General features: G+C 63.2%; 19 protein-coding genes and 1 tRNA gene. All 20 read right to left on the bottom strand.

The window, feature by feature from the left end; all coding sequences use genetic code 11:
- Nucleotides 1-1,216, bottom strand: a 1,216-nt coding sequence (locus GCN75_RS26775; RefSeq protein WP_152285061.1) for a lipopolysaccharide biosynthesis protein, incomplete at its 3' end; no start/stop codon positions are given.
- Nucleotides 1,217-1,280: 64 nt separating this feature from the next.
- Nucleotides 1,281-1,967 carry an exosortase-associated protein EpsI, B-type gene (gene epsI / locus GCN75_RS26770; protein ID WP_152285060.1) on the bottom strand — a complete coding sequence of 229 codons (687 nt, stop codon included), beginning with the start codon at nucleotides 1,965-1,967 and terminating at the stop codon, nucleotides 1,281-1,283.
- Nucleotides 1,964-2,872: an exosortase B gene (xrtB, locus tag GCN75_RS26765; RefSeq protein WP_152285059.1), complete on the bottom strand. Its 909-nt coding sequence runs from the start codon at nucleotides 2,870-2,872 to the stop codon at nucleotides 1,964-1,966. The genes epsI and xrtB overlap by 4 nt, the downstream gene beginning before the upstream one ends.
- A complete protein-coding gene (gene epsG, locus GCN75_RS26760; protein ID WP_152285058.1) occupies nucleotides 2,872-3,750 on the bottom strand; it encodes a chain length determinant protein tyrosine kinase EpsG in 879 nt (292 codons plus the stop codon). The genes xrtB and epsG overlap by 1 nt, the downstream gene beginning before the upstream one ends.
- A gap of 13 nt (nucleotides 3,751-3,763) precedes the next feature.
- Nucleotides 3,764-5,161, bottom strand: coding sequence for a chain length determinant protein EpsF (gene epsF / locus GCN75_RS26755; protein WP_152259120.1), 1,398 nt, complete (start codon nucleotides 5,159-5,161; stop codon nucleotides 3,764-3,766).
- Between the two features lie 41 nt (nucleotides 5,162-5,202).
- Entirely contained in the window at nucleotides 5,203-5,991 is a 789-nt protein-coding gene (epsE, locus tag GCN75_RS26750) for a polysaccharide export protein EpsE (protein ID WP_152259121.1), read from the bottom strand.
- 56 nt (nucleotides 5,992-6,047) lie between these two features.
- The gene (locus GCN75_RS26745; RefSeq protein WP_226941590.1) at nucleotides 6,048-7,004 is read right to left on the bottom strand and encodes an EpsD family peptidyl-prolyl cis-trans isomerase; all 957 of its coding nucleotides are present in this window, start codon (nucleotides 7,002-7,004) and stop codon (nucleotides 6,048-6,050) included.
- A gap of 572 nt (nucleotides 7,005-7,576) precedes the next feature.
- Nucleotides 7,577-8,959: an undecaprenyl-phosphate glucose phosphotransferase gene (locus tag GCN75_RS26740; protein ID WP_152285057.1), complete on the bottom strand. Its 1,383-nt coding sequence runs from the start codon at nucleotides 8,957-8,959 to the stop codon at nucleotides 7,577-7,579.
- 9 nt (nucleotides 8,960-8,968) lie between these two features.
- Nucleotides 8,969-10,213 carry an XrtB/PEP-CTERM-associated polysaccharide biosynthesis outer membrane protein EpsL gene (gene epsL / locus GCN75_RS26735; RefSeq protein ID WP_152285056.1) on the bottom strand — a complete coding sequence of 415 codons (1,245 nt, stop codon included), beginning with the start codon at nucleotides 10,211-10,213 and terminating at the stop codon, nucleotides 8,969-8,971.
- Between the two features lie 40 nt (nucleotides 10,214-10,253).
- Nucleotides 10,254-10,916, bottom strand: a complete 663-nt coding sequence (locus GCN75_RS26730; RefSeq protein ID WP_193317671.1) for a CAAX prenyl protease-related protein — start codon at nucleotides 10,914-10,916, stop codon at nucleotides 10,254-10,256.
- Between the two features lie 175 nt (nucleotides 10,917-11,091).
- Nucleotides 11,092-12,984 (bottom strand): ATP-binding cassette domain-containing protein, encoded by a 1,893-nt coding sequence (locus GCN75_RS26725; protein ID WP_152285054.1) that lies wholly within the window; start codon nucleotides 12,982-12,984, stop codon nucleotides 11,092-11,094.
- Between the two features lie 171 nt (nucleotides 12,985-13,155).
- Nucleotides 13,156-13,230, bottom strand: a tRNA-Arg gene (locus GCN75_RS26720).
- A gap of 70 nt (nucleotides 13,231-13,300) precedes the next feature.
- On the bottom strand, nucleotides 13,301-14,341 hold the full coding sequence (locus tag GCN75_RS26715) for a hypothetical protein (protein ID WP_152285053.1): 1,041 nt from the start codon (nucleotides 14,339-14,341) through the stop codon (nucleotides 13,301-13,303).
- An 8-nt stretch (nucleotides 14,342-14,349) separates the two neighbouring features.
- Nucleotides 14,350-15,822: an MBOAT family O-acyltransferase gene (locus GCN75_RS26710; protein WP_152285052.1), complete on the bottom strand. Its 1,473-nt coding sequence runs from the start codon at nucleotides 15,820-15,822 to the stop codon at nucleotides 14,350-14,352.
- 166 nt (nucleotides 15,823-15,988) lie between these two features.
- The gene (locus tag GCN75_RS26705; RefSeq protein ID WP_226941589.1) at nucleotides 15,989-16,729 is read right to left on the bottom strand and encodes a PEP_CTERM-anchored TLD domain-containing protein; all 741 of its coding nucleotides are present in this window, start codon (nucleotides 16,727-16,729) and stop codon (nucleotides 15,989-15,991) included.
- Between the two features lie 123 nt (nucleotides 16,730-16,852).
- Nucleotides 16,853-17,245, bottom strand: a complete 393-nt coding sequence (locus tag GCN75_RS26700) for a RidA family protein (RefSeq protein ID WP_035828787.1) — start codon at nucleotides 17,243-17,245, stop codon at nucleotides 16,853-16,855.
- 17 nt (nucleotides 17,246-17,262) lie between these two features.
- Nucleotides 17,263-18,423, bottom strand: coding sequence for an acyl-CoA dehydrogenase family protein (locus tag GCN75_RS26695; protein WP_152285050.1), 1,161 nt, complete (start codon nucleotides 18,421-18,423; stop codon nucleotides 17,263-17,265).
- A 4-nt stretch (nucleotides 18,424-18,427) separates the two neighbouring features.
- The gene (locus tag GCN75_RS26690; RefSeq protein ID WP_152285049.1) at nucleotides 18,428-19,282 is read right to left on the bottom strand and encodes an enoyl-CoA hydratase family protein; all 855 of its coding nucleotides are present in this window, start codon (nucleotides 19,280-19,282) and stop codon (nucleotides 18,428-18,430) included.
- A gap of 2 nt (nucleotides 19,283-19,284) precedes the next feature.
- The gene (locus GCN75_RS26685; RefSeq protein WP_152285048.1) at nucleotides 19,285-19,797 is read right to left on the bottom strand and encodes a MarR family winged helix-turn-helix transcriptional regulator; all 513 of its coding nucleotides are present in this window, start codon (nucleotides 19,795-19,797) and stop codon (nucleotides 19,285-19,287) included.
- A gap of 13 nt (nucleotides 19,798-19,810) precedes the next feature.
- On the bottom strand, nucleotides 19,811-20,599 hold the full coding sequence (locus tag GCN75_RS26680) for an SDR family NAD(P)-dependent oxidoreductase (RefSeq protein WP_152285047.1): 789 nt from the start codon (nucleotides 20,597-20,599) through the stop codon (nucleotides 19,811-19,813).
- Between the last annotated feature and the right edge of the window lies 1 nt (nucleotide 20,600).

Here is a 20,600-nt window from a genome sequence, read left to right as displayed (position 1 = left end):
GGCGCAGGCATGCCACCGAGCCCACCACCAGCGCGCGCGCCAGCAGGGTGCCGGCGGCGATCATGGCCACCACCGCCACGCCCTGCCCCGCCCACAGCCACAGCGCCGCGCCGGCCAGCGCGATCAGCGGCAGCTGCAGCAGGCTTTCCAGGTGCTTGCCGCCCGTATTCCATAAAATCGGCGTCGACATGCCCCACGTGATGTACGCGGGCATAGCCAGCGCCAGGATGCTCAGCACGATGCCCGACTCTTGCCACACCTTGCCATACAACACGCCGATCAGGTCGGGCGCCGTCATCGCCAGCAGCACGAACAGCGGCAGGATGACGATCCAGATGGTCGCCAGCACCGACAGGTAGGTGTCGCGCAGGCGCGGCAGATCGTCCTGCAGCTTGGCGCCCGTGGCCAGGAAGGCCGGCTGCAAGGCGCTCAGGAACAGGGAATTGGGCGTGTTGGCCAGGTTGTAGCCGACCGCATACACGCCCACCGCGTGGGCATTCAGGAAGCGGCCCAGGAACACGCGGTCCATATTGTTCAGGCACCAGTTGCACAGATTCGTTGCAAACACCGTCACGCCCACATTCGTCGAGCGCCGCGCGCCCTCGTACCACAGCAGCGGCTTGAGCGAAAAGCGCGTGCGCGCATACGTCAGCACCAGCGCCGTGGCCGATTGCCCCAGCCAGGCGGCCACCAGGGTCCACACGCCGGCGCCCGCATACGCGAGCGGCAAGCCCACCAGCAGGTAGCCGACGATGTAGCTGCTCACCTGGATGATGTTGAGCCAGCGGAAATCGAGGGCGCGCCGCAGCAGGCTGCTGCCCGGCGCCGTCAGCGCGTTCAGCAGGCAGGTCAGGCTCATCCAGGCGATCACGGGCGCGATGCGCGCTTCCTTGAAATAGGCGGCAATCCACGGCGCCATGAAAAACAGCAAGGTCATGGCCGCCAGGCCCGTCAGCGCCTGCCAGGTGACGGTGAAGCGCACGTCCTCGTCGCTGAGCGTGCGGTTTTGCACCAGCCCCCAGGAAAAACCGAAATCGGCCAGAAAGTTGCTAAATGTCAGCACAATCAGTCCCATGGCGAACAAGCCGTAGTTTTCCGGACCCAGCAGGCGCGCCAGCACCACTTGCGTGACCAGCTGCAGCCCGAACATGAGGACCGTGCCCATCGCCGCCCATTTGACGGCGCTGACGCTTTTCTTGTTGATGTCGCTGCTCATGATTCTCGCTATCTGCTACCTTGCGCCACGCCCGCTGGCGCCATCCCGACTGTCAAGCCGCGCCTCAACCGGGCGGCACGCCGATCAGGCGGCTCCGGTCCGCTGCCGGCATGCTGGCCAGCAAGCCGTTGACGAAACTGGCTTGCAGCCGGTACGCGCGCGGCAAGTCCGTATCGATGCTCGACACGCGGAACAGCATGGCGTCGGCGACGGTGCCCGTCAGGCCGTAGCGCAACTGCTCGAGGCGCTGCTGCATGCCCACCTTGCTGATCTTGTCGCCGATGGTGATCCAGTACGTGATGGGTTCGCTACGGTTGCCATTCACGGCCAGCAAGCGCTTCACGGGCAGGCTGCCGTAGGCCGAAGCCAGCTCGCCATACTCGTCGCGTTCGACCTGGAAACCCTGCGCCGCGTAGCACACTTCCGGCTTGTGCACGCCCATGTTGTCGCTCTGGTCGCCGCCGTACGCGATCGACAGCATCACCCGTTCGCCCTGCGTATTGATGTAGGTGCGCGACAGGGTCTGGTTGTAGATCTTGTTCAGGCGCGCCTGGGTCTCCGGGTCCACCTGCAGCGGCACGATCGAGCTGTCGACGCGCCACTCGCCGAACGCTTGCGGCACGGCCGCTTCCAGCGAAAAACTGGGACGCTGGTCGGCCAGCTTCACGCCCGGCGCCACGGCATGGCTGAGGATAGCCGCGCCCAGCAGCAAGGCGCCCAGCAGTACATTCATGCGCAATGCCCCGTTCATGTCGACGCTCCCATGGCTGGCGCGCGGCGCGCCTGGCGCCTGCGCACGATCCACTGCAGCAGGCTATCGACGCTGAGGATCAGCAACAGCGCGGAAATGAACAGCACCATGCCGGCAAAGCCATGCAGGAAGCCCTGCCCGGCCGCATCGCCGAAGTAATATGTGATCAGGGTCAGCACCATCACGCGGATGACGTTGGCCGTGAAGGAAATCGGCACGATCAGCAGGGCCAGCACGATGTTGCGGAATGGCGAAGTATGGCGCACCAGGTTCAGGTAGAACAGGCCCAGCGCTTCCAGCGTCAGCAGGGTCTGCAAGCCGGCGCAGGCGTCGGCCACCAGCAGCTGGTACTGGCCGATCTGCAGGATCACGCCGTTGCGCGCGATCGGATAGCCGGCCAGGAAAAGAATGTGTTCGGTCACATAGGACACGGCCATCTTCATCGGCATGGTCAGGGTCGTCACCAGCGGCAGCGGCAGCGGCACCATGAACAGCATGAAGAAGAAGGGGAACCACAGGATGCGCGCGGCAACCCAGCCGCGCTTGAGCAGCAGCAGGGCCAGGCCGGTAGCGATCAGGGCGAGGATTTCCAGCGACAGGATCTGCTGCGAACGGCCCAGCACATACAGCAGCAGCGCGGCGACCAGCAGCGGCCAGCCGGCCCGGGCCGAACGGGCGCCGGCGCTCTGCGCCAGCATCTCGGGCCATTTGCGGTAGATCAGCCACAGAGACAGGGCCAGGATGATGGGCCCGTGCGCCTGCTCTTCCGTGGACCAGATGCCGCGAAACAGTCCGACCAGGCTGGGCACCAGCATGGCCAGGAAGCCCAGTGCCAGCGGCAGCCAGTCCGGCAAGGCGGACCGGCCGGCCCGCTCCGGCGGGATGGCATGGCCAGGCGCAGCCATCAAAAGTCGACCATCACGGAACCGACCACCTGGGCACCGCTGTGCGTCATCTGCTCGGTCATGGCCGCCACGTCCGCCATCGGCGTCTTGTTCTTGCGCGCCACCAGCAGCACGCCGCCCGCACGCGCCGCCACGGCGAGCGCATCGGAACCGGTCGCATATGCCGGCACGTCGTACAGCACCACGTCGTAGCGGCTTTCCAGCTGCTTGTTGAGCGTGACGAAGGAGCTACGGCTGAGCAATTCCTGCGGATTCGGCGGCAAGGTGCCGGCAGCCAGCACGGACAGCGCGACAAACGATTCCACCTTGGCGATGATATCGAGTTCGGCACGGCCGGCCAGCACGTCGGACAGGCCCTGGCGCGTTTTCAGGTCGAAGATTTCCTGCTGGCGCGGCGCGCGCAGGTTGGCGTCGACCAGCAGAGTGTGCTCGCCCAGCTGGGAAAACACGACGGCCAGGTTGGCCGCGAACAGGCTGGCGCCGTCGCCCGGCTCCATGCCCAGCACGACCAGCGACTTGCTGCCGCGGGCGAACCAGCGCAGCATCAGCTGGCTGCGCACGGCGCGCAGGGTTTCCACCTGGTGGCTGAACGGCTGGTAGGCGGCCACCAGTTCCTGCGGATACTTGCCGGCGCCCGGCTGCAGGTACGGGTAGTCGAACTGGCGCGCCAGCACCTGCTCGATATCGGCTTCCGTGATCAAACCCAGGCGCAGGGCCGCTTCGCCGAAGCGGATGCCCAGTTCTTTTTGCATGCGCAGCACGCGTTCGGCGTTTTCCGGCGTGATCTTGCCCGATTCGAGCAACAGGCCGCCAATGCTGGAATCGGCGCCGCGCACCAGCGGTGCAGTGCTATTGAGGAGGTGTGGACTTGAAGTCATGATAGGTTCCATCTCAGTTCAGGCGCAAACGGCGTGGCAGCATGCCGCGCATGCGACGCTGTTTGGGTTTCCAGTCGACCACGCCGAACACGGGAATCTGCAGCACTTCGCTCAGGTCCTGGTCGGAACGGATACGGCGGTCCAGCAATTCGGCCAGCAGCGCGATGCCGCAGCCCAGCATGAGGCCGAGGAAGATCGACAGCAGCACGTTGCGGGGAATCTTCGGGCTGTCCGGCTCGATCGGCGCGGTGGCCGGGTTGAGCATGGCGATGTCGGACTGCTCCGCCTGGCCTTCGATACGCGTCTGCGACAGGCGCTGCGACGTCACGTCGAAAGCGCGCTGGGCGCTTTCCACATCCTTGCTCAGCACGCCCATTTCATCGCGCGTGCGGTTCAGTTCCAGCACCTTGGCTTTTTGCGCCGCCAGGGCGGCGCGGATGGCGCCTTCGCGCTGCTGCAGGATCTGCGCATTGTTGCCCACGCTTTGCGAGGTGGCGCGCGTCTGCTCGGCCAGGTCGCGGCGCAGCTTGTCCACTTCCGCCTTGGCGCTCTGGTATTGCGGGTGATTGCGGTCCAGGCGCTGGCCCAGTTCGGCCAATTTACCTTCGGCATTGCCCAGGCCCAGCTTCAGACTCTGGATCAGGGGATTCGACGCCACGTCCGGCGATTCGGACAGGTTGCCGCCCTGCGCCATGCGCTGGCGCGAATTGGCTTCCATGGCCTGGCCCTGCGCCAGCACCAGCTGTGCCGACAGGTCGTTCAGGCGGTTCGATTCCACGTCGAGACGGTTGTCGACGCTGACGATGCCATTGTCCTGCTGGTATTTCGACAGGCGGCTTTGCGCGCGCTCGACGTTATCGCGCAGCAATTTCGTCTGGTCATCAAAGTAGGTGGTCGCCTTGCGCATCGGATCGACCTTCAGCTGGATGCTGACCTTTTGATACTGTTCCGCAAAGGCGTTCGACACGGCGGCCACGAATTGCGGGTCGGCGCCCTTGAAGCTGACGTCGACCACGCTGCTCTCGCGCGACGGCATCACTTCGAGTTTCTTCAGCAGCAAATCGGCCAGCCAGTCGCGCACCGTGCCCTTGCCCTGCGCCGCTTCATTGAACTGGGCGATCACGGCCGGGCTGCGTGCCAGCTCCAGCTGGTCGACGACGCGCAAGGCCACGTTCTTGCTGCCGATAATGTCAACCTGGGTCGCCATGTAGCCGGGCAACAGCTGCCCTGGCATGGTCATGCCGGTCAGGGGATCGACCCCCTTGTAGTTCAGCAGCAAGGTGCTGGTGGCCTTGTAGGTCTTCGGCAGCACGAGGCTGACGCCCAGCGCCAGCGCCACGGTGATCATCAAGGTCAGCAGCACAATCTTCTTGCGTGCCCGAAGGATCAGCAATAGTTGGGTGAGGTTCATTTGTAAACTTTCAATACTAAAAGATAGGGAGCCAGTTGCTCTTAGAACAGGCTTTCCTGGACATACACGACATCGTCGACGCGCAACAAGTCGTCATGCTTGACCGACAGCACTTCCATCTGGCCTTCCGCATTGCGGCGCTTGACGCGCACGCCGCGCTCGGTGCCGCGCGCCGTCAGGCCGCCGCCCACGGACAACGCTTGCAGCACGGTCATATTGCGTTCCAGGCGGAAGGCGCCCGGGCGCTGCACTTCGCCGTAGATGTAGAAGCGCGGCGCGCGTTCGACGTAGATGATGTCGTTACCGCCCACTTCCGTGTCGCCCTTCAGGTCGCCGTTGCGCACGATGTCGAGGATATCGGCCACGTCGCGCGTGCTGTTGCCGCCGCGCTTGCGGATCACGGTGATCTGGTCGGCGCCGTCAGGACTCACGCCGCCGGCCATGGCCAGCATGTCCATCACGCTGCGCTTGCCTTCCACCGGGTAGCGGCCCGGGCGGTTCACCTGGCCCAGCACGGAAGCCTGCTGGCTTTGCAGGCTGGTGACGATGATGTTCACTTGCGCCTTGCGCAGGAAGCCGCCGCTCTCGAGCAGGCCGCCCAGTTTCTTTTCCGCTGCCGACGTGGACAGGCCGCCGACGGCCACCGCGCCCACCAGCGGGAAGGTGATCTCGCCCGCTTCGCTCACGCGCGTCTCCAGGCCCAGGTCCGGGTTGCCGTAGACGGAAATTTTCAGCACATCACCAGCCCCAAGGGGGACATCGGCTGCACCGGCCATGCCTGCGGCGAGGGCCAGGAAGGCCGCCATCATCCAGTTTGCGAGTCGTTTCATGATTACAGATTCCCGTTGGTAGATTGCTGATGTTGAACTACTTGTCGATACGTCACTTATTTCAATCCCGCTACGCCGCGCACATTCGCTTCATGATCGCTGTTTGCCGGCGCCGCTGCCGCAGGTGCGGCGGCCGATGCGCTGGCCGAGGCTGCCGCCGAGGCCGTAGCCGATGCATCCTTGTTGAAATACTCGATCTTGGCGCTGGCGCGCAGGCGTTTCAGCTCCGCTTCCGCTGCATCCTTGTTCTTCTTGTTGGCCAGGAACTGTTCAATCTGCGGCGCGGCCGCGTCCGGGCCCACGGGGCTGTCCTTGATGTCGGCCAGGGCGATGAGCAGGCTGCGCTCGCCTTCGCGCACGATGAACAGCTGCCCCTTGGGCATCGATTGCAGTTTGCTGCTCAGTTCGGGCGCCAGGTCGGCGCTGGTGCGCGACACCTGGCTGCGGCCGTACGCGATCTTGTGCTCATCGAGCCATTGCGCCACGTCTTCCAGCGACTTGGCGCGGTCCATGACGGCCTTGAGCTCGTCGTTCAGCGCCGCCGTCGGAATGACGAGCTCGCGCAAATCGAATTGCTTGCGCTGGCTGAAGAACAGGGGGTTTTTCGCGTAGTACTCGTCCACTTCCGCCTTGCTGGGACGGGTGGCCGCGCCGATGCGCTTTTGCATGTATGCCTGGGCAACGATCAGCGCCTTGGCGCGTTCGATGGCCTGCATGACTTTCGGATCGCGGTCGACCTTTTCCTTGGCCGCTTCATTCTGCAGCAACTGGCGGTCGATCAGCGACTCGAGCAACTGCTTGCTGGCCGCGGCCTGCTGCGGCGCTTGCACGCCGGCGCGCTGCAACTCTTCATTCAACTGCAGGATGGTGATTTCTTCGCCATTCACGCTGGCCAGCGCCTGGCCGGCCTTTTTTTCCTTGTTGCCGCAAGCGGACAGGCCGGCAGCGGCCAGCAGGACCAGGGCGGCGCACAGCAGGCGCGGCGCGGGACGGGAGTGGATAAAGTGATTCAAGCGTGCTCCTTCGGATGACGGGTATGACGGGTGGAAAATGCGGCGAGTGTAACGGCCCGGGGCCGCTGGCAGCGCACGAAATGATTTCCCCGAAAATAGTTATGCGTCAAATAATTAACAATATTGTAAACATAATACACATAATGCACGACGACAAGGAAAATATTTGCTTAAAAATCTACTTATGAGATATAAAAACAACTATTTCCGCAGTCTACTTGATTGCAAAAAATTATGTATTGCGTGGTTCAGACTGACTTTAAAAATGATAGTTGGCGCGTGGCGGCCCCGACGACTGCCCGTCAGGGTGACGCAACGACCGGCAGGGGCAAGGCCGGATACTGCACACATCGTCGGACCCTTTCCAAGAGGAAAGTAATGTGCCGCAACACGGTGACGTCATCGCCTGCCTGTCGCGGCCTGGCGCATGGCCGGCACGACTCGTGGCAGGATGCGCGCGGAGTAGTCGCGTGATGCGCTGGTGCTGTCTAAGATGCTCCATTTTAACGCGTATTGACTCCGTGCAAAGTATATTCAAACGCTATTTTTTCCTGCCAGCACCAGACTGGCGCTCAATGCGCGTTCTCGCGCGCCAGCACCACTTTCACCGTGCGCGCAATAATCCACAGATCCAGCCATAGCGACCAGTTGCGCAGGTAATCGAGGTCGAAATGGATGCGCGCCTCCATCTTGTCCAGCGTTTCCGTCTCGCCCCGCAAGCCGTTGACCTGGGCCCAGCCCGTAATGCCGGGCTTGACCTTGTGGCGCAGCATGTAGCCCTTGATCAGCTTGCGGTACTGCTCGTTGTGCACCACCGCATGGGGTCGCGGCCCCACGATGCTCATGCGGCCCTGCAAGACGTTGAGAAACTGCGGCAGCTCGTCGAGCGAGCTACGGCGCAGGAAGGCGCCCACCCGCGTCACGCGCTGGTCGTTCTTGGTGGCCTGCACCACCTTGTCGCCGTCTTCGCCCACCGTCATGGAACGGAATTTGTAGACGACGATCTCTTCGCCATACAGGCCGTAGCGGCGCTGGCGGAAAATCACGGGGCCTTTCGAGGTGGTCTTGACGGCGATGGCGATCACCAGCATCACCGGCAGCAGCAGCACCTGGATCACCAGCCCCAGCACGATGTCGCTGCCCCGCTTGACCATGCTGTTAAAGCCCGTGAACGGCGATTCGCGGATGGCGATGACGGGCATGCCGCCCACGTTGTCGAAGCGCGCCTGCATCAGGTCGAAGATATAAATATCGGGCAAGAAATACACGGATGCCGTCGTATCTTCGAGCTCGTCGAGCATCTTGCGGATGCGCGGCTGGGCCGAAATCGGCTGGCTGATGAAGATCATCTTGATATTGTGTTCGCGCACATAAGTGGCGATATCGTCCATGCGCCCCAGCATCGGTTCGCGCATCTTTTCCGGCCAGCGGTCGTCCGTGCGGTCGTCGAAAAAGCCATGCACGTGCATGAACAGGTTGGCATTGCGCTCGATGGTGGCGGCAAACTTCAGGCTGGCGTCGTTGGCGCCGATGATGACCACCGAACGCACTTCGCTTTCGCCATCCGGATGCAGGCTGAACTTGCGTCCGGCCAGGTGCCCGGCCAGCAGCACGAAGGGCGTGAGGACGAACCAGGCCAGCACCACTTCGGTATCGAAATGATAGGCCAGGCCCGTGGCCGAGCCCAGGAAGGTGAGGATCAGCGCGACGATCGTCCAGCCCACGAGGATATCGCGCGCATAGGCCAGCATGCGGCCGCTGCGCCAGGTACGGTAGGGATCGATGTGCTGGAAGACCGTCGACGAAATGAAGACGGCCAGTATCATCAGCACCAGCGTATAGCCGGTAAATGGCGAACCCGACAAAACCGTCATCAGGTACAGCAAGCCCATGATGATGATCGGGTCGAGGATGCGCTGGAAAAACGAAATCAGGGGTATATCATTGACCGTCATGTTGATCTTTTAAAACTGTACGCTGCCATTGAAGGAAATGCCCTTGGCCCGGTAGCTGCCGCTATCGATGATGGCGACGCCTTCGCGCCGCTCCTGGAACACGCGCACGCCAAGCTGGATCTTCTGGTAAGGCGCATACGTGACGCCCAGCGAAGCCGTGCGCGTGGTATCGCGCCCGTCGCCCGGCAGCACCAGGCCGCTGACGGCGGAGAAATCGCGCCGCTCCTGGCGCAGCAGCGCATCGACGCGCACCTTCGCCGTGGCCGTCCAGGCGGCCGACACGCTGGCGCCCGTGTTCAGGCTGCTCGTCACCAGCGAGTTATCGACGGAACCGAATTCGCGCCAGACCATGCCCGTGAAATTGACCTTGCCCAGCGGCTGCCAGTACATGCTCAGGCGTCCGTTCGTGCCGCTGACATCGCGCCCCGACAACAGGTTGTTGCGGTGGCGCACCCAGCCGCCCAAAAACTCCAGCTGCGTGATGCCGCTCAGCGCCCAATAGATGTTCGCCTTGATCTCGTCCTGGCGGTAGCCGCTGCCGTACACGCTCGATTCAAGCGCGTTGCGGTTCGGATACTTGCCGTTCAGGTGGCGCAGCTGCACGCCGATGCGGCTGTTGCTGGGCGCCAGGTAGTCCACGCCCAGTTCGGTGGCGTCTTCCGTCCAGTTGGAAAAAGCCTGCGACGGCAAATCGTAGGAATAGCGGTCGCGCGACAGGCCGCCGCGCACGCGCCAGCTGGGGTGGAAGCGCCAGGCGCCGTTCAGGTACTCGCGCCGCTGCGTGCGCAAATTGCGCACATTGGTCTGGAAGTCGCTGAACGGCGTGAGGGTCTGCGCATAGCTGGCGCCCGCGTGGCCTTCGAGGTGGTTGGCGATGTGCCACTCCAGATCGGCCAGGAAATCCTTGCCGTCGTAATCGAACTGGCTGAAGCGGTCGAAGCTCACCTTCGACCACTTGGCCTGCCCCGTCAGTATCTGGCGGCCGATGGGCCGGTTGAACAGGAAACCCGCCTGCAGCATCCTCGACGTATCCGAACGGGGACCGGAAAAGCCCGGCACGTCGTCCGGCAAGCGCATCAGGTTGTCATCGTACGAATAGGTTGTGGCAACGAAAGGCTTGATGGTGTCGCTGATATCGGCCAGCGCGGCGCCGCTGGCCAGGGTGCCGGCCACGGCCAGGAGCAGCGCGGCTGGCAGGCGTGGGCTGGCCGTCAGGGCGGCGGCAACGGCATTTTTACGCAAGGTATTCAACATGGATTTTGTCTTTGAAAGATCACACAGTTGATAGGCAATACTACCAGTAAATCCAGTGCCCACCAGAAATAATCCAGAGCCCCAGCACACCGTTCGTCACGCCATGCGCGAGGATAGGCGACCACAGGGACTGGCTACGCATGTACAACAAACTATATGCCGCACCGGCCACCATGCCGGCCAGCCATAAATTATGTTCAAAGCCAAACAGCAGCACGCTGATGGCGAAGGCCTTGGCGCTGGCCAGGCGCGGATCGGCCCGCAAAAAATCCGGCTTGTCGATCCAGCGCAGCAGGAAGGAGCGCCAGAACAGCTCCTCCATCACGGGCACCACCAGCGCCGCGCCGGCGATGCGCAGCACCACCAGGCTCCACTCGATGCGGCCATCGGTGCGGGGATCGAAGCCGTCGGCAATGCCGATCATCATCCAGCTGGCGTCGAGATTAATCCACAGCAAAAAAACAACAACACCGCCAGCCAGCGCCCCGAGAATGGCACGCGCGCCCAACGGCGTCCACACCAATTCCGTGTAACTGCGGCGCCAGTACAACAGCATGCCCAGCACGACGCCGATCTTGACGGGGTACAGCCAGCGCAAGTCCTGCGCGGCCACGCCCAGACGGCCCAGCATGTCGGCAATGAAAATGAAGGAGAGGTAGGCCAGGAATGGCGCTACCCGGGGCAAGGCGGCGCGGTCAAACATATTGCCGCGCATCGGAGGTGGAACCACGCGCCGGACGCGGTGGTCCGGGGCGCGTGCTTTTCATGACAAACATGCATCCTCCGATGTAATAAATATAATTATATAATTATATCAAGCGGGACCGTTGCCGTGGCAAATAATCCTGACTTAAATTACAACAGAGTATGCAACAACATCAACCGTTGGCGCGCGCCTCGATCTGCTCCCATTTTTCCAGCGCTTCCAGCAGTTCGCCCTCGATCTCGGCCACGCGCGCATTCAGGCGCTTGCCTTCGGCCGGCGTCTTCTTGTAGAAGTCCGGATGCGACAGTTCGGCGGCCAGCACCGATTGCTCGTCTTCCAGCTTGGCGATCAGCTTGGGCAGCTCTTCCAGCTCGCGCTGTTCCTTGTAGCTGAGCTTTTTCTGCTTGGCGGCCGGTACGGCAGCCTCGACCTTCACGGCCGGCTTGCTGGCGGGCGCCGTGGCGATCGGCAGGGTGCGCACGCGCTCCCAGTCCGTGTAGCCGCCGACGAATTCGCGCCACTTGCCTTCGCCTTCGGCGACGATCACCTGCGTGACGACGTTGTCGAGGAAGGTGCGGTCATGGCTGACGAGGAAGACGGTGCCCGTGTATTCTTCCAGCAACTCTTCCAGCAATTCCAAGGTATCGATATCCAGGTCGTTGGTGGGCTCATCGAGCACCAGCACGTTGGCCGGCTTGGCGAACAGACGCGCCAGCAGCAGACGGTTGCGTTCGCCACCGGACAGGGACTTGACGGGCGAACGGGCGCGTTCCGGCGCGAACAGGAAGTCGTTCAGGTAAGTCATCACGTGACGGCGCTGGCCGTTGATCTCGACCCAGTCGCTGCCCGGCGCGATGGTTTCCATCAGGTTCGCCTCTTCGTTCAGCTGCGTGCGCATCTGGTCGAAATACGCCACTTGCAGCTTGGTACCCAGGCGGATGGTGCCCGTGTCCGACTGCTCTTCGCCCAGGACCATCTTCAGCAAGGTGGTCTTGCCGGCGCCGTTGGCACCGATCAGGCCGACCTTGTCGCCGCGCAGGATGGTGGCGCTGAAATCCTTGACGATGACCTTGTCGCCATAAATCTTGGAAACGTTTTCCAGGTCCGCCACGATCTTGCCCGAGCGTTCGCCGGCCGACACGTCGAGCTTGACCTGTCCCTGCTGTTCGCGGCGCGCATTACGCGTCAGGCGCAACGCTTCCAGGCGGCGCACGCGGCCTTCGTCGCGCACGCGGCGGGCCTTGACGCCCTTGCGTATCCACACTTCTTCCTGCGCCAGGAACTTGTCGAACTTGGCGTTTTCCACTTCTTCGATTTCCAGCTGCTCGGCCTTGCGCACTTGATACGCCGTGAAGTTGCCCGGATACGACAGCAGACGGCCGCGGTCGAGTTCGATGATGCGCGTGGCGACGTTGTCGAGGAAGGAGCGGTCATGGGTAATGAACAGCACGCTGCCCTTGAAGTCGCGCAACAGACCTTCCAGCCACAGGATGGAGCTGAAGTCCAGATGGTTGGTGGGCTCATCGAGCAGCAGCACGTCGGGCGCCGACACCAGCGCGCGCGCCAGCGCCACGCGCTTCTGCATCCCGCCGGACAGGGTTTTCATGGCCATGTCGCCCGTCAGGTTCAAACGGTCGAGCACGGTTTCCACCTTGTTCGGCAAGCTCCATGCATCGGCTGCATCGAGTTTGACCTGGATGTCGTGCATGCGTTCCATCAGTTCGTCGTCATTGCCCTGGCCAAACTGGCCCGTCAAGGCATCGTATTCCTTCAGCCACGCCTGCGACTCGCCCATGCCGGACGCGACGGCGTCGAACACGGACATTTCCGGATCGAATTGCGGCTCTTGCTCCACATAGGCGATCTTGATGCCTTGCTGCATCACCAGCAAGCCGTCATCGAGCTTGAACTTGCCCGAAATAACCTTCAACAGCGACGATTTACCCGTGCCGTTGCGGCCGATCAAGCCGACCCGCTCCGAGGTTTCCAGTGAAAATTCCGCGTGATCGAGCAGCGCGACGTGACCGAACGCAAGTTGCGCCGATGAAAGAGAAATGACAGCCATAATGAGTAAGAGTGCTCGGGCGCCGTCTCGCGCACACCGTGTGGTGTGCAAAACAGCCGCCGATTGGATGAATGAAGCACGCATTGTACCGATAACTCGGACTTCAATCGCCATCGACCACCAAATTGCGCCCGCATGGACCCGGGCCGCCGACGCGCGCTGCGTGGAATGTGGTGTCGCCAGCAGGAATCGAACCTGCATTTAAGTCTTAGGAGGACCTTGTACTATCCATTGTACGATGGCGACACGCGAAGCGGCATTATACAGCCTGGCGCCGCGCATTAGTAGTCCGGCAAGTCGAATCTCGCCACGGCAATCAGTTTCCCGCAGCCCCAGGAGGGGGCGGCGCGTCCGCCGCCAGCAGCGGCAGGACCTGCTGCGCCGCCAGCGCGTGCGCCACCTTGTTCCAGTGCCCGTCCATGGGCAGGAAATCCATGCGTTCGCGCCGCAAGGCCCAGTGCTGCGCGAATACAGGCTGCATGTCGGCCACCGCATAGCCATGCCGCCTGGCGCGCTCGAGGAAGAACGCGCGGTTGTCGCCGTGCCACTGGGGCTTGGCGTGGCCCGGTTCGTACAGCAGGTTGCGCTCGCCGTCGACGAGGAAGATGACGCGCGTCGCCGCGCCGCCCGCCTGGCGCAGCTGCGTCAGATAGAACTCCAGCGCCGCCTCACGCGCGCCGGCCGGGGCAGCCGCGGCCGCGGCCGGTTTGCTGCTCTGCAACTTGGACAGCAGCCAGTCCGACAGCTTCAGGTTGTAATACACATAGCGCGCCAGCGCCGAATGGGCCACCAGGCGCTTGACCTTCGATTCGGCATAGGGGGTGTGCGCGACGGAAACGGCCTGTCCATCCACGACAAAATTGCTGTGTCCGCGCTGGGCCGGCGCCAGCAGCTCATTCAGATTGCCCGCATCGACAAACAGCAGCACCGTGCGCGGATGCAATCGCGGCTGGTAATAGCGCAGCATTTCCAGGCCATCCGCCAGGCCGTTGCCGGAACCGGCCGCGGCATACACCTTGCCGCCCAGGGCCTGGTCCAGCTTGCCTTGCACGGTGTCGGCATAGTCGAGCATCAGGCTTTCGACGAAGCTGTCGCCCAGCACCAGCACGGCAGCGCCCTCCTGGAAGTCGGCAGAATTATTGTAGCCCTGCGCATTCGTCACGCCGCGCCGGGCATTGGCCAGGGCCCAGCCATGCGAATACACATATGGCTGCCCGGGCAGATAGCGGTTGAACGGCACGGCGCTGCTGCTGTCTGCCATGCGCAGGCCGGACACCACCGGCAGGCATTGCAGGACGACTTCCAGCACCAGCGCCGTGGCCACGACACCGAGGCCGATTGCAAATAATGGGCGCATAGGATGAGTTAGAAATTAAAGTACAAGAATTCGGAAACGCCGCGTGTCTCGCTAATGGCCAGCAACAACATGCACAACGTCAACATGGCGCCCAGCAGGAAGGTGCCGCGGCTGCCGTTCAGGCCCGCCTCCCGCTCGCGCAGCAAGCCGCGCCCCAGCATCTGGTAGGCGTTCGGCAGGCAAAAGGCGATCGCCGCACAAGCGCCCAGCCACCACAGGCAGCTTCCCAGTTCCATGATGCGGTTCATGCCCAGCACTCCCGCCTGCATGGGCAGCGTCAGCGTGCTGCCCGTCATGGCGCGCAGCACGTCGAACGCCACCGTCACCGAACTGGCGCGGAAGAAGACCCAGGCCAGCACCACGGCAAGAAAGGTGACAACGCTGCCGGCCACGCGGATTCCCAGGTTGCTGTATCCCCCCAGAAGATGCCGCAGGGCGTGATTCACGATCAGGTAGATGCCGTGCAGCATGCCCCATACGATGAAGGTCCAGTTGGCGCCATGCCAGAGTCCGCCCAACAACATGGTCAGCAACAGGTTGCGGTAGCGCTGGAACGCCCCCTGGCGGTTGCCGCCCAGCGGGATGTACAGGTAGTCGCGCAGGAAGTTGGACAAGGTGATGTGCCAGCGGCGCCAGAAATCGATGATGGAAGCGGCCTTGTACGGCGAATTGAAATTGATCGGCAAAATAATGCCGAACATATAGGACAGTCCGTAAGCCATGTCGCAATAGGCGGAAAAATCAAAGTACAGCTGGAAGGTGTAGGCCAGCGTGCCCGCCCACGCTTCCAGCATGCTTAGGTGCTGATGGTGCAGGTCGAAGACCGGACTCACATAGCGCGCCACGCCATCGGCCAGGATCACTTTCTTGAACAGGCCGATGGTGAAGAAGGCCAGGCCCACGACCAGCCGCCCCCGGCTGAAGCGGTGCGATTCCGCCGCCACGAACTGCGGCATCATTTCCTTGTGATGCAGGATGGGGCCCGCGATCAGGTGGGGAAAATACGTGACAAACAAGCCGTAGCTTTCTGGCTGGTAATCCTTGACCTTGCCTGCATGGCAGTCGACCAGATAGGCAATCTGGGTAAACGTAAAAAAAGATATGCCGATGGGCAATGTGATCCCGATGGCCGCGATCGGGGCGCCCGTCACGGCGGCGATATTGCTGAGCAGGAAATCAAAATACTTGAAGAAGACCAGCAGCGACAGATTGAATGCCAGGCCGGCGATCAGCCAGGCCTTGGCGCTGCGCGCCCTGCCCTGCTCCTTGCGCTGCGATATGGCCCGGCCGACGGCGAAGTTGCAGCACACGGACAGCGCCAGCAAGGGCAGGTAGGACACATCCCAGTAGCTGTAGAACGCGACCGAGGCAAACAGCAGGAAAATGATGGAAAGGCGTAAGGAATATTTTGACAGCAAAAAATAGCCCAGCAGGGCCAGCGGCAAAAACACCAGAAAAAAAGGAAATGAATTAAATAGCACAGCGCGATCCCGAAAGACGAAGGTGACTCATGGAAGAACTTCAATTGCACAATAATATTATTGTGAAAATATTATTAACCTAAAGAAACATGCATAGTAGAAATCTTCCATCGTCATCCGCATCGTCTACCGATATTGTCTCGTCGTCAATAGCAACGGAGCGGACTCAGGCCTTGCCGCCGTGACGCCGGCGCCGGCGCGCCTGCAAGCTGCCCAGCATGATCAGGCCGAATGCCAGCATCGCGTAGCTTGCCGGTTCCGGCACGGCGCTGACGCTAAATACTTGCATGGCGCCAAACGTGACATTGGGATACGAGCCATACGGCGTGCCATCGAGCAAGCTTGCGCCAAAGATGCCATTGACGGGATCGATATACGAGTAGCGCGAGGACACCCCATTGCTGCTCAGGTCAGCCGACATGCCCAGGTCGGCGCCGATGCCGAACGTGGGGCCCGCGTTGATATCGTTGAAGGTCTGGTACGAGCCGACAGTATCGAGCGCATAGGTTTTCGGCGTTTGCCGGAAATGCTGGCCCGATGTCAGGTTGAAGATGAAGGCCGTGCGGTCGCGGTCTTCCGGCGTCATGTTGTAGTTGCCCGAGGAATTCCAGCTTTGCGGATTGTAGCCGCCCACCAGCCAGGTCTGGCCCGCAGCGTTGCTCGCCTGCATCACCGAAAACGTGCGCCCCTTGCCGTCGGCTGCCAGGTGAAAGTCGCGCGACGTGTCGCCCGCCGCCTTCGTGTAGATGGCCGTCAGCGCCAGCGGCCCTTCGCCCAGCCAGGCGGACAGCTGCGCTTCCTGCGCGCCGTTGAGCAGGGACTGCGCCATGGCGGCAGGGGCGATAGCGGCGCACAGCAAGGCGCCAGCCAGCAAGGTGGCGGGCCGCGCCGCCTTGATTCTCAGCATGATTTGTTCTTGCATCGCTCCCCCTGTGTGTATGCCGCAAAATTTCGGCATATCAATATAGCACAAGGTAATGCATTAATTGCATTAATTTATTTCAATTGAAATGCTGTTAACACAATTACTTCACGGCGGCAGCACGGCCGTCACCTCGATTTCCACCCTGGCGCGGTCCTCGATCAGGCCCGCTACCTGCACGGCCGTCATGGCGGGGAAATGCTTGCCGATCAGTTCACGGTACGCCACGCCGATTTGCGGGTACGCCGCCACATATTCCTTCTTGTCGAGCACATACCAGTTCATGCGCACGATATGCTCGGGCAAGGCGCCCGCCTCGGCCAGCACGGCGACGATGTTCTGCAGCGCCTGGCGCACCTGCCCCGCGAAATCGTCCGTATGGAACTGGCCCTGCGCATCCCAGCCTATCATGCCGCTGACATAGACCGTCCGCCCGCTGGCGGCCACGCCGTTCGCATAGCCGCGCGGCCTCGCCCATCCCGGTGGTTGCAGCACCTGCATCGTCTTCTCCTCGTTGTTCATGCGTCCGCCGCCTCGCGCAGCAATTCGCGCGCGATGATCAGTTGCTGTACCTCGCTGGCGCCTTCATAGATGCGCAGGGCGCGGATTTCGCGGTACAGGCGCTCGACGGGGTGGTCGCTGACCACGCCCATGCCGCCGAACATCTGCACGGCCGCGTCGATCACCTGCTGCGCCGTTTCCGTGGCCGTCAGCTTGGCCATGGCCGCCTCCTTCGTCACCTTGCGGCCCTGGTCGCGCTGCCAGGCGGCGCGGTAGGTCAGCAAGGCGCACGCATCGATGCCGGTGGCCATCTGCGCCAATTTTGCCTGCGTCAGCTGGAAGTCCGCCAGGGTCTGGCCGAACATCTGGCGCTTTGTCGCGTGGCGCAGCGCCTCGTCGAAGGCGCGCCGCGCAAAGCCCAGCGCGGCGGCGGCCACCGACGTACGGAACACGTCCAGCGTCGCCATCGCCACCTTGAAGCCCTGCCCCGCCTCGCCCAGGCGCTGCGACACGGGCACGCGGCAGTGCTTGAAGCGCAGGCGCGCCAGCGGATGCGGCGCGATGACGGCGATGCGCTCGGCGATTTCCAGTCCGGGATTGTCGGCGTCGACGATGAAGGCGCTGATGCCGCGCGCGCCGGGCGCCTCGCCCGTGCGGGCAAACACCACGTAGAAGTCGGCGATGCCGCCGTTCGAGATCCACGTCTTTTCGCCATCGAGCACATACTCGTCACCGTCGCGCCGGGCCGCGCACGCCATGGCCGCCACGTCCGACCCGGCCTGCGGCTCGGACAGGGCAAACGCGGCGATGCGCTTGCCGCTGGCCACGTCGGGCAGGTAGCGCGCCTTGTTCTGCACACTGCCGAACAGGCCGATGGCGCCCGATCCCAGGCCCTGCATGGCAAACGCAAAATCGGCCAGGCCATTGTGGCGCGCCAGGGTTTCGCGCATCAGGCAAATGGCGCGCGTGTCGATCTGGCCATCGATGCCCGTGGCATGCGCGAGCCAGCCGCCCTGCCCCAGCTGCGCCACCAGCGTGCGGCAGGCGTCATCGACGTCGGCGCCATGGGCTTCCTGCAGGTGCTGCGCGGCCCAGGCGTCGAGCGCCCGTTCGAGTTCGGCATGGCGCGCTTCGAAGAACGGCCAGTCCAGGTAAGTGGTGTCGCGTGTCGTGTTCATCTTCTTAATCGCCCTCGAAGCGGGGTTGCTCTTTCGCCACGAAGGCGTGATAGGCGCGGTGGAAATCGTTGGTGGCCATGCAGATGGCCTGCGCCTGCGCTTCCGCCTCGATGGCTTCGTCGATGCCCATGTTCCACTCCTGCTGCAGCATTTTCTTCGTCATGCCGTGCGCGAAGGTGGGACCGCCGGCCAGGCCGGCGGCAAACAGCTGCGCCGCCTGCGCCAGTTCTTCCGGCTCGGCCAGGCTGTTGAACCAGCCCCAGCGCTCGGCCTCCAGTCCCGGCAGCGAGCGGCCCGTGTACAGCAGTTCGGCGGCGCGACCCTGGCCGATCACGCGCGGCAGCAGGGCGCAGGCGCCCATGTCGCAGCCGGCCAGGCCCACGCGGGTAAACAGGAAAGCCGTCTTGCTGCGCGCCGTGCCGATGCGGATATCGGAAGCCAGCGCCAGCATGGCGCCGGCGCCCGCGCAAATGCCGTCGATGGCGGCGACGATGGGTTGCGGGCAGGTGCGCATGGCTTTCACCACGTCGCCCGTCATGCGGGTAAACGCCAGCAAGCCGGGCATGTCGAGCTTCGTCAGAGGCCCGATGATGTCGTGCACGTCGCCGCCCGAGCAGAAATTGCCGCCGCTGCCCGTGATCACCACGGCCTTGACATCGTCCGCATGCGCCAGCGCGCGGAACAGTTCGCGCAATTCCGCATACGAATCGAAGGTGAGCGGATTCTTGCGCTCGGGCCGGTGCAGGGTCAGTGTGGCGACGCCCGCATCGACAGAAAACAGAAAATGCCGCGCGGCGTAGCCCGCCAGGCTGGCGCGGTTGCCTGGCAGGTCTTGCGGCTGGCCGGGGAGATGGCGCATGGTCAATCCTTCAAGGGGGTGTCATTGAGCTGCTGTTTCATGTGCGACAGCAGGTCGATCAACTGGGTTTTGTCGTCCGGCGTGACGCCCTGCAGCAGTTCGGCGATCCAGCCTTCGTGCACCCTGGCCATCTCGTCGAACGCGCGCCGGCCCGCCGGGGTCAGCTTGACGCTGTACGAGCGGCGGTCCTTCGGGTCGACCACGCGCACCACCAGTTTTTCCTGCTCCAGCTGGTCGGTGATGCCCGTGATATTGCCGCCCGTGACCATCATGCGCTTGGACAGTTCGCCCATGCGCAAGCCATCGGGAAAGCGCTCGAGCTGCGCCATCAGGTCGAAGCGGGGCAAGGTGATGCCGAAGGTGGCGCGCAAACGCGTGCGCACCTCGTTTTCGATTTTTACCGTGCACGAGAGCATGCGCAGCCACAGCTTGAGCGACTGGTGGTGATCCTGCGTCAGGCGGCTGGACAGGTCCAGCACCGGTTGTTCTTGCGCGTCAGCGCTGTCTTTATCCATGATCTTCATTCAGTTACATTACTTCGCCGCCGGCGACGGCGATCGATTGTCCATTCATGGCGGCCGATGCGGGCAGGCATAGCCAGGCCACCGCATCGGCCACTTCCCGCGGCTGCACCAGCCGCTGCTGCGGATTGGCCGCGGCCAGTTCCGCGCGGGCCGCGTCTTCGCCCCGCCCCGTCTTGCGCACGATGTTCTGCACGGCCTGCGCCACCATCTCCGTTTCCGTGTAGCCGGGGCAGACGGCGTTGACGGTGATGCCGCGCGGCGCCACTTCCAGCGCCAGCGCGCGCGTCAGGCCGATCACGCCGTGCTTGGCGGCGACATAGGCGCTGACGTAGCGATAGCCTTTCAGGCCCGCCGTCGACGCCACGTTGACGATGCGCCCCCAGCCCGATTCCAGCATGGCCGGCATGGCGGCCTGGCAGCAGTGGAACACGCCCGTCAGGTTCACGGTCAGCATCTGCTGCCAGATGGCCGCATCCGTCTTGCCGAACGGCGCCGCATGCGCCTGGCCCGCGTTATTGATCAATATGTCGATGCGGCCGAAGTGCGCGGCCGCCTGTGCGAAACCAGCCTGCACGGACGCTTCCACGGCCACGTCGAGCACGCAGATGGCCACCCGGCCCGCGTGACCCTCCTCTTCCAGCTGCATGCGCGCGCGCGCCAGCCGCGCGCCGTCGCGCCCGGCCAGGGTGACCCGGGCGCCCGCGTCCAGCAAGGCGCCCGCGCAAGCGAGACCGATGCCGCTGCCGGCGCCCGTCACCAGCGCATGCCTGTCAGTCAATACCTGCGTTTTCATG

Origin of the sequence: Janthinobacterium violaceinigrum (assembly GCF_009208555.1) — a bacterium.
Taxonomy (GTDB): Bacteria; Pseudomonadota; Gammaproteobacteria; order Burkholderiales; family Burkholderiaceae_D; genus Janthinobacterium; species Janthinobacterium violaceinigrum.
This window is presented reverse-complemented; position numbering and strand designations above follow the sequence as displayed.

What these genes read in the sequence shown, in the direction of transcription:
- epsI (WP_152285060.1), bottom strand. Translation starts at nt 1,967, where the DNA reads ATGAACGGGGCATTGCGCATGAATGTACTGCTGGGCGCCTTGCTGCTG.
- xrtB (WP_152285059.1), bottom strand. Translation starts at nt 2,872, where the DNA reads ATGGCTGCGCCTGGCCATGCCATCCCGCCGGAGCGGGCCGGCCGGTCC.
- epsG (WP_152285058.1), bottom strand. Translation starts at nt 3,750, where the DNA reads ATGACTTCAAGTCCACACCTCCTCAATAGCACTGCACCGCTGGTGCGC.
- epsF (WP_152259120.1), bottom strand. Translation starts at nt 5,161, where the DNA reads ATGAACCTCACCCAACTATTGCTGATCCTTCGGGCACGCAAGAAGATT.
- epsE (WP_152259121.1), bottom strand. Translation starts at nt 5,991, where the DNA reads ATGAAACGACTCGCAAACTGGATGATGGCGGCCTTCCTGGCCCTCGCC.
- GCN75_RS26740 (WP_152285057.1), bottom strand. Translation starts at nt 8,959, where the DNA reads ATGACGGTCAATGATATACCCCTGATTTCGTTTTTCCAGCGCATCCTC.
- epsL (WP_152285056.1), bottom strand. Translation starts at nt 10,213, where the DNA reads ATGTTGAATACCTTGCGTAAAAATGCCGTTGCCGCCGCCCTGACGGCC.
- GCN75_RS26730 (WP_193317671.1), bottom strand. Translation starts at nt 10,916, where the DNA reads ATGTTTGACCGCGCCGCCTTGCCCCGGGTAGCGCCATTCCTGGCCTAC.
- GCN75_RS26725 (WP_152285054.1), bottom strand. Translation starts at nt 12,984, where the DNA reads ATGGCTGTCATTTCTCTTTCATCGGCGCAACTTGCGTTCGGTCACGTC.
- GCN75_RS26715 (WP_152285053.1), bottom strand. Translation starts at nt 14,341, where the DNA reads ATGCGCCCATTATTTGCAATCGGCCTCGGTGTCGTGGCCACGGCGCTG.
- GCN75_RS26705 (WP_226941589.1), bottom strand. Translation starts at nt 16,729, where the DNA reads ATGCTGAGAATCAAGGCGGCGCGGCCCGCCACCTTGCTGGCTGGCGCC.
- GCN75_RS26700 (WP_035828787.1), bottom strand. Translation starts at nt 17,245, where the DNA reads ATGCAGGTGCTGCAACCACCGGGATGGGCGAGGCCGCGCGGCTATGCG.
- GCN75_RS26695 (WP_152285050.1), bottom strand. Translation starts at nt 18,423, where the DNA reads ATGAACACGACACGCGACACCACTTACCTGGACTGGCCGTTCTTCGAA.
- GCN75_RS26690 (WP_152285049.1), bottom strand. Translation starts at nt 19,282, where the DNA reads ATGCGCCATCTCCCCGGCCAGCCGCAAGACCTGCCAGGCAACCGCGCC.
- GCN75_RS26685 (WP_152285048.1), bottom strand. Translation starts at nt 19,797, where the DNA reads ATGGATAAAGACAGCGCTGACGCGCAAGAACAACCGGTGCTGGACCTG.
- GCN75_RS26680 (WP_152285047.1), bottom strand. Translation starts at nt 20,599, where the DNA reads ATGAAAACGCAGGTATTGACTGACAGGCATGCGCTGGTGACGGGCGCC.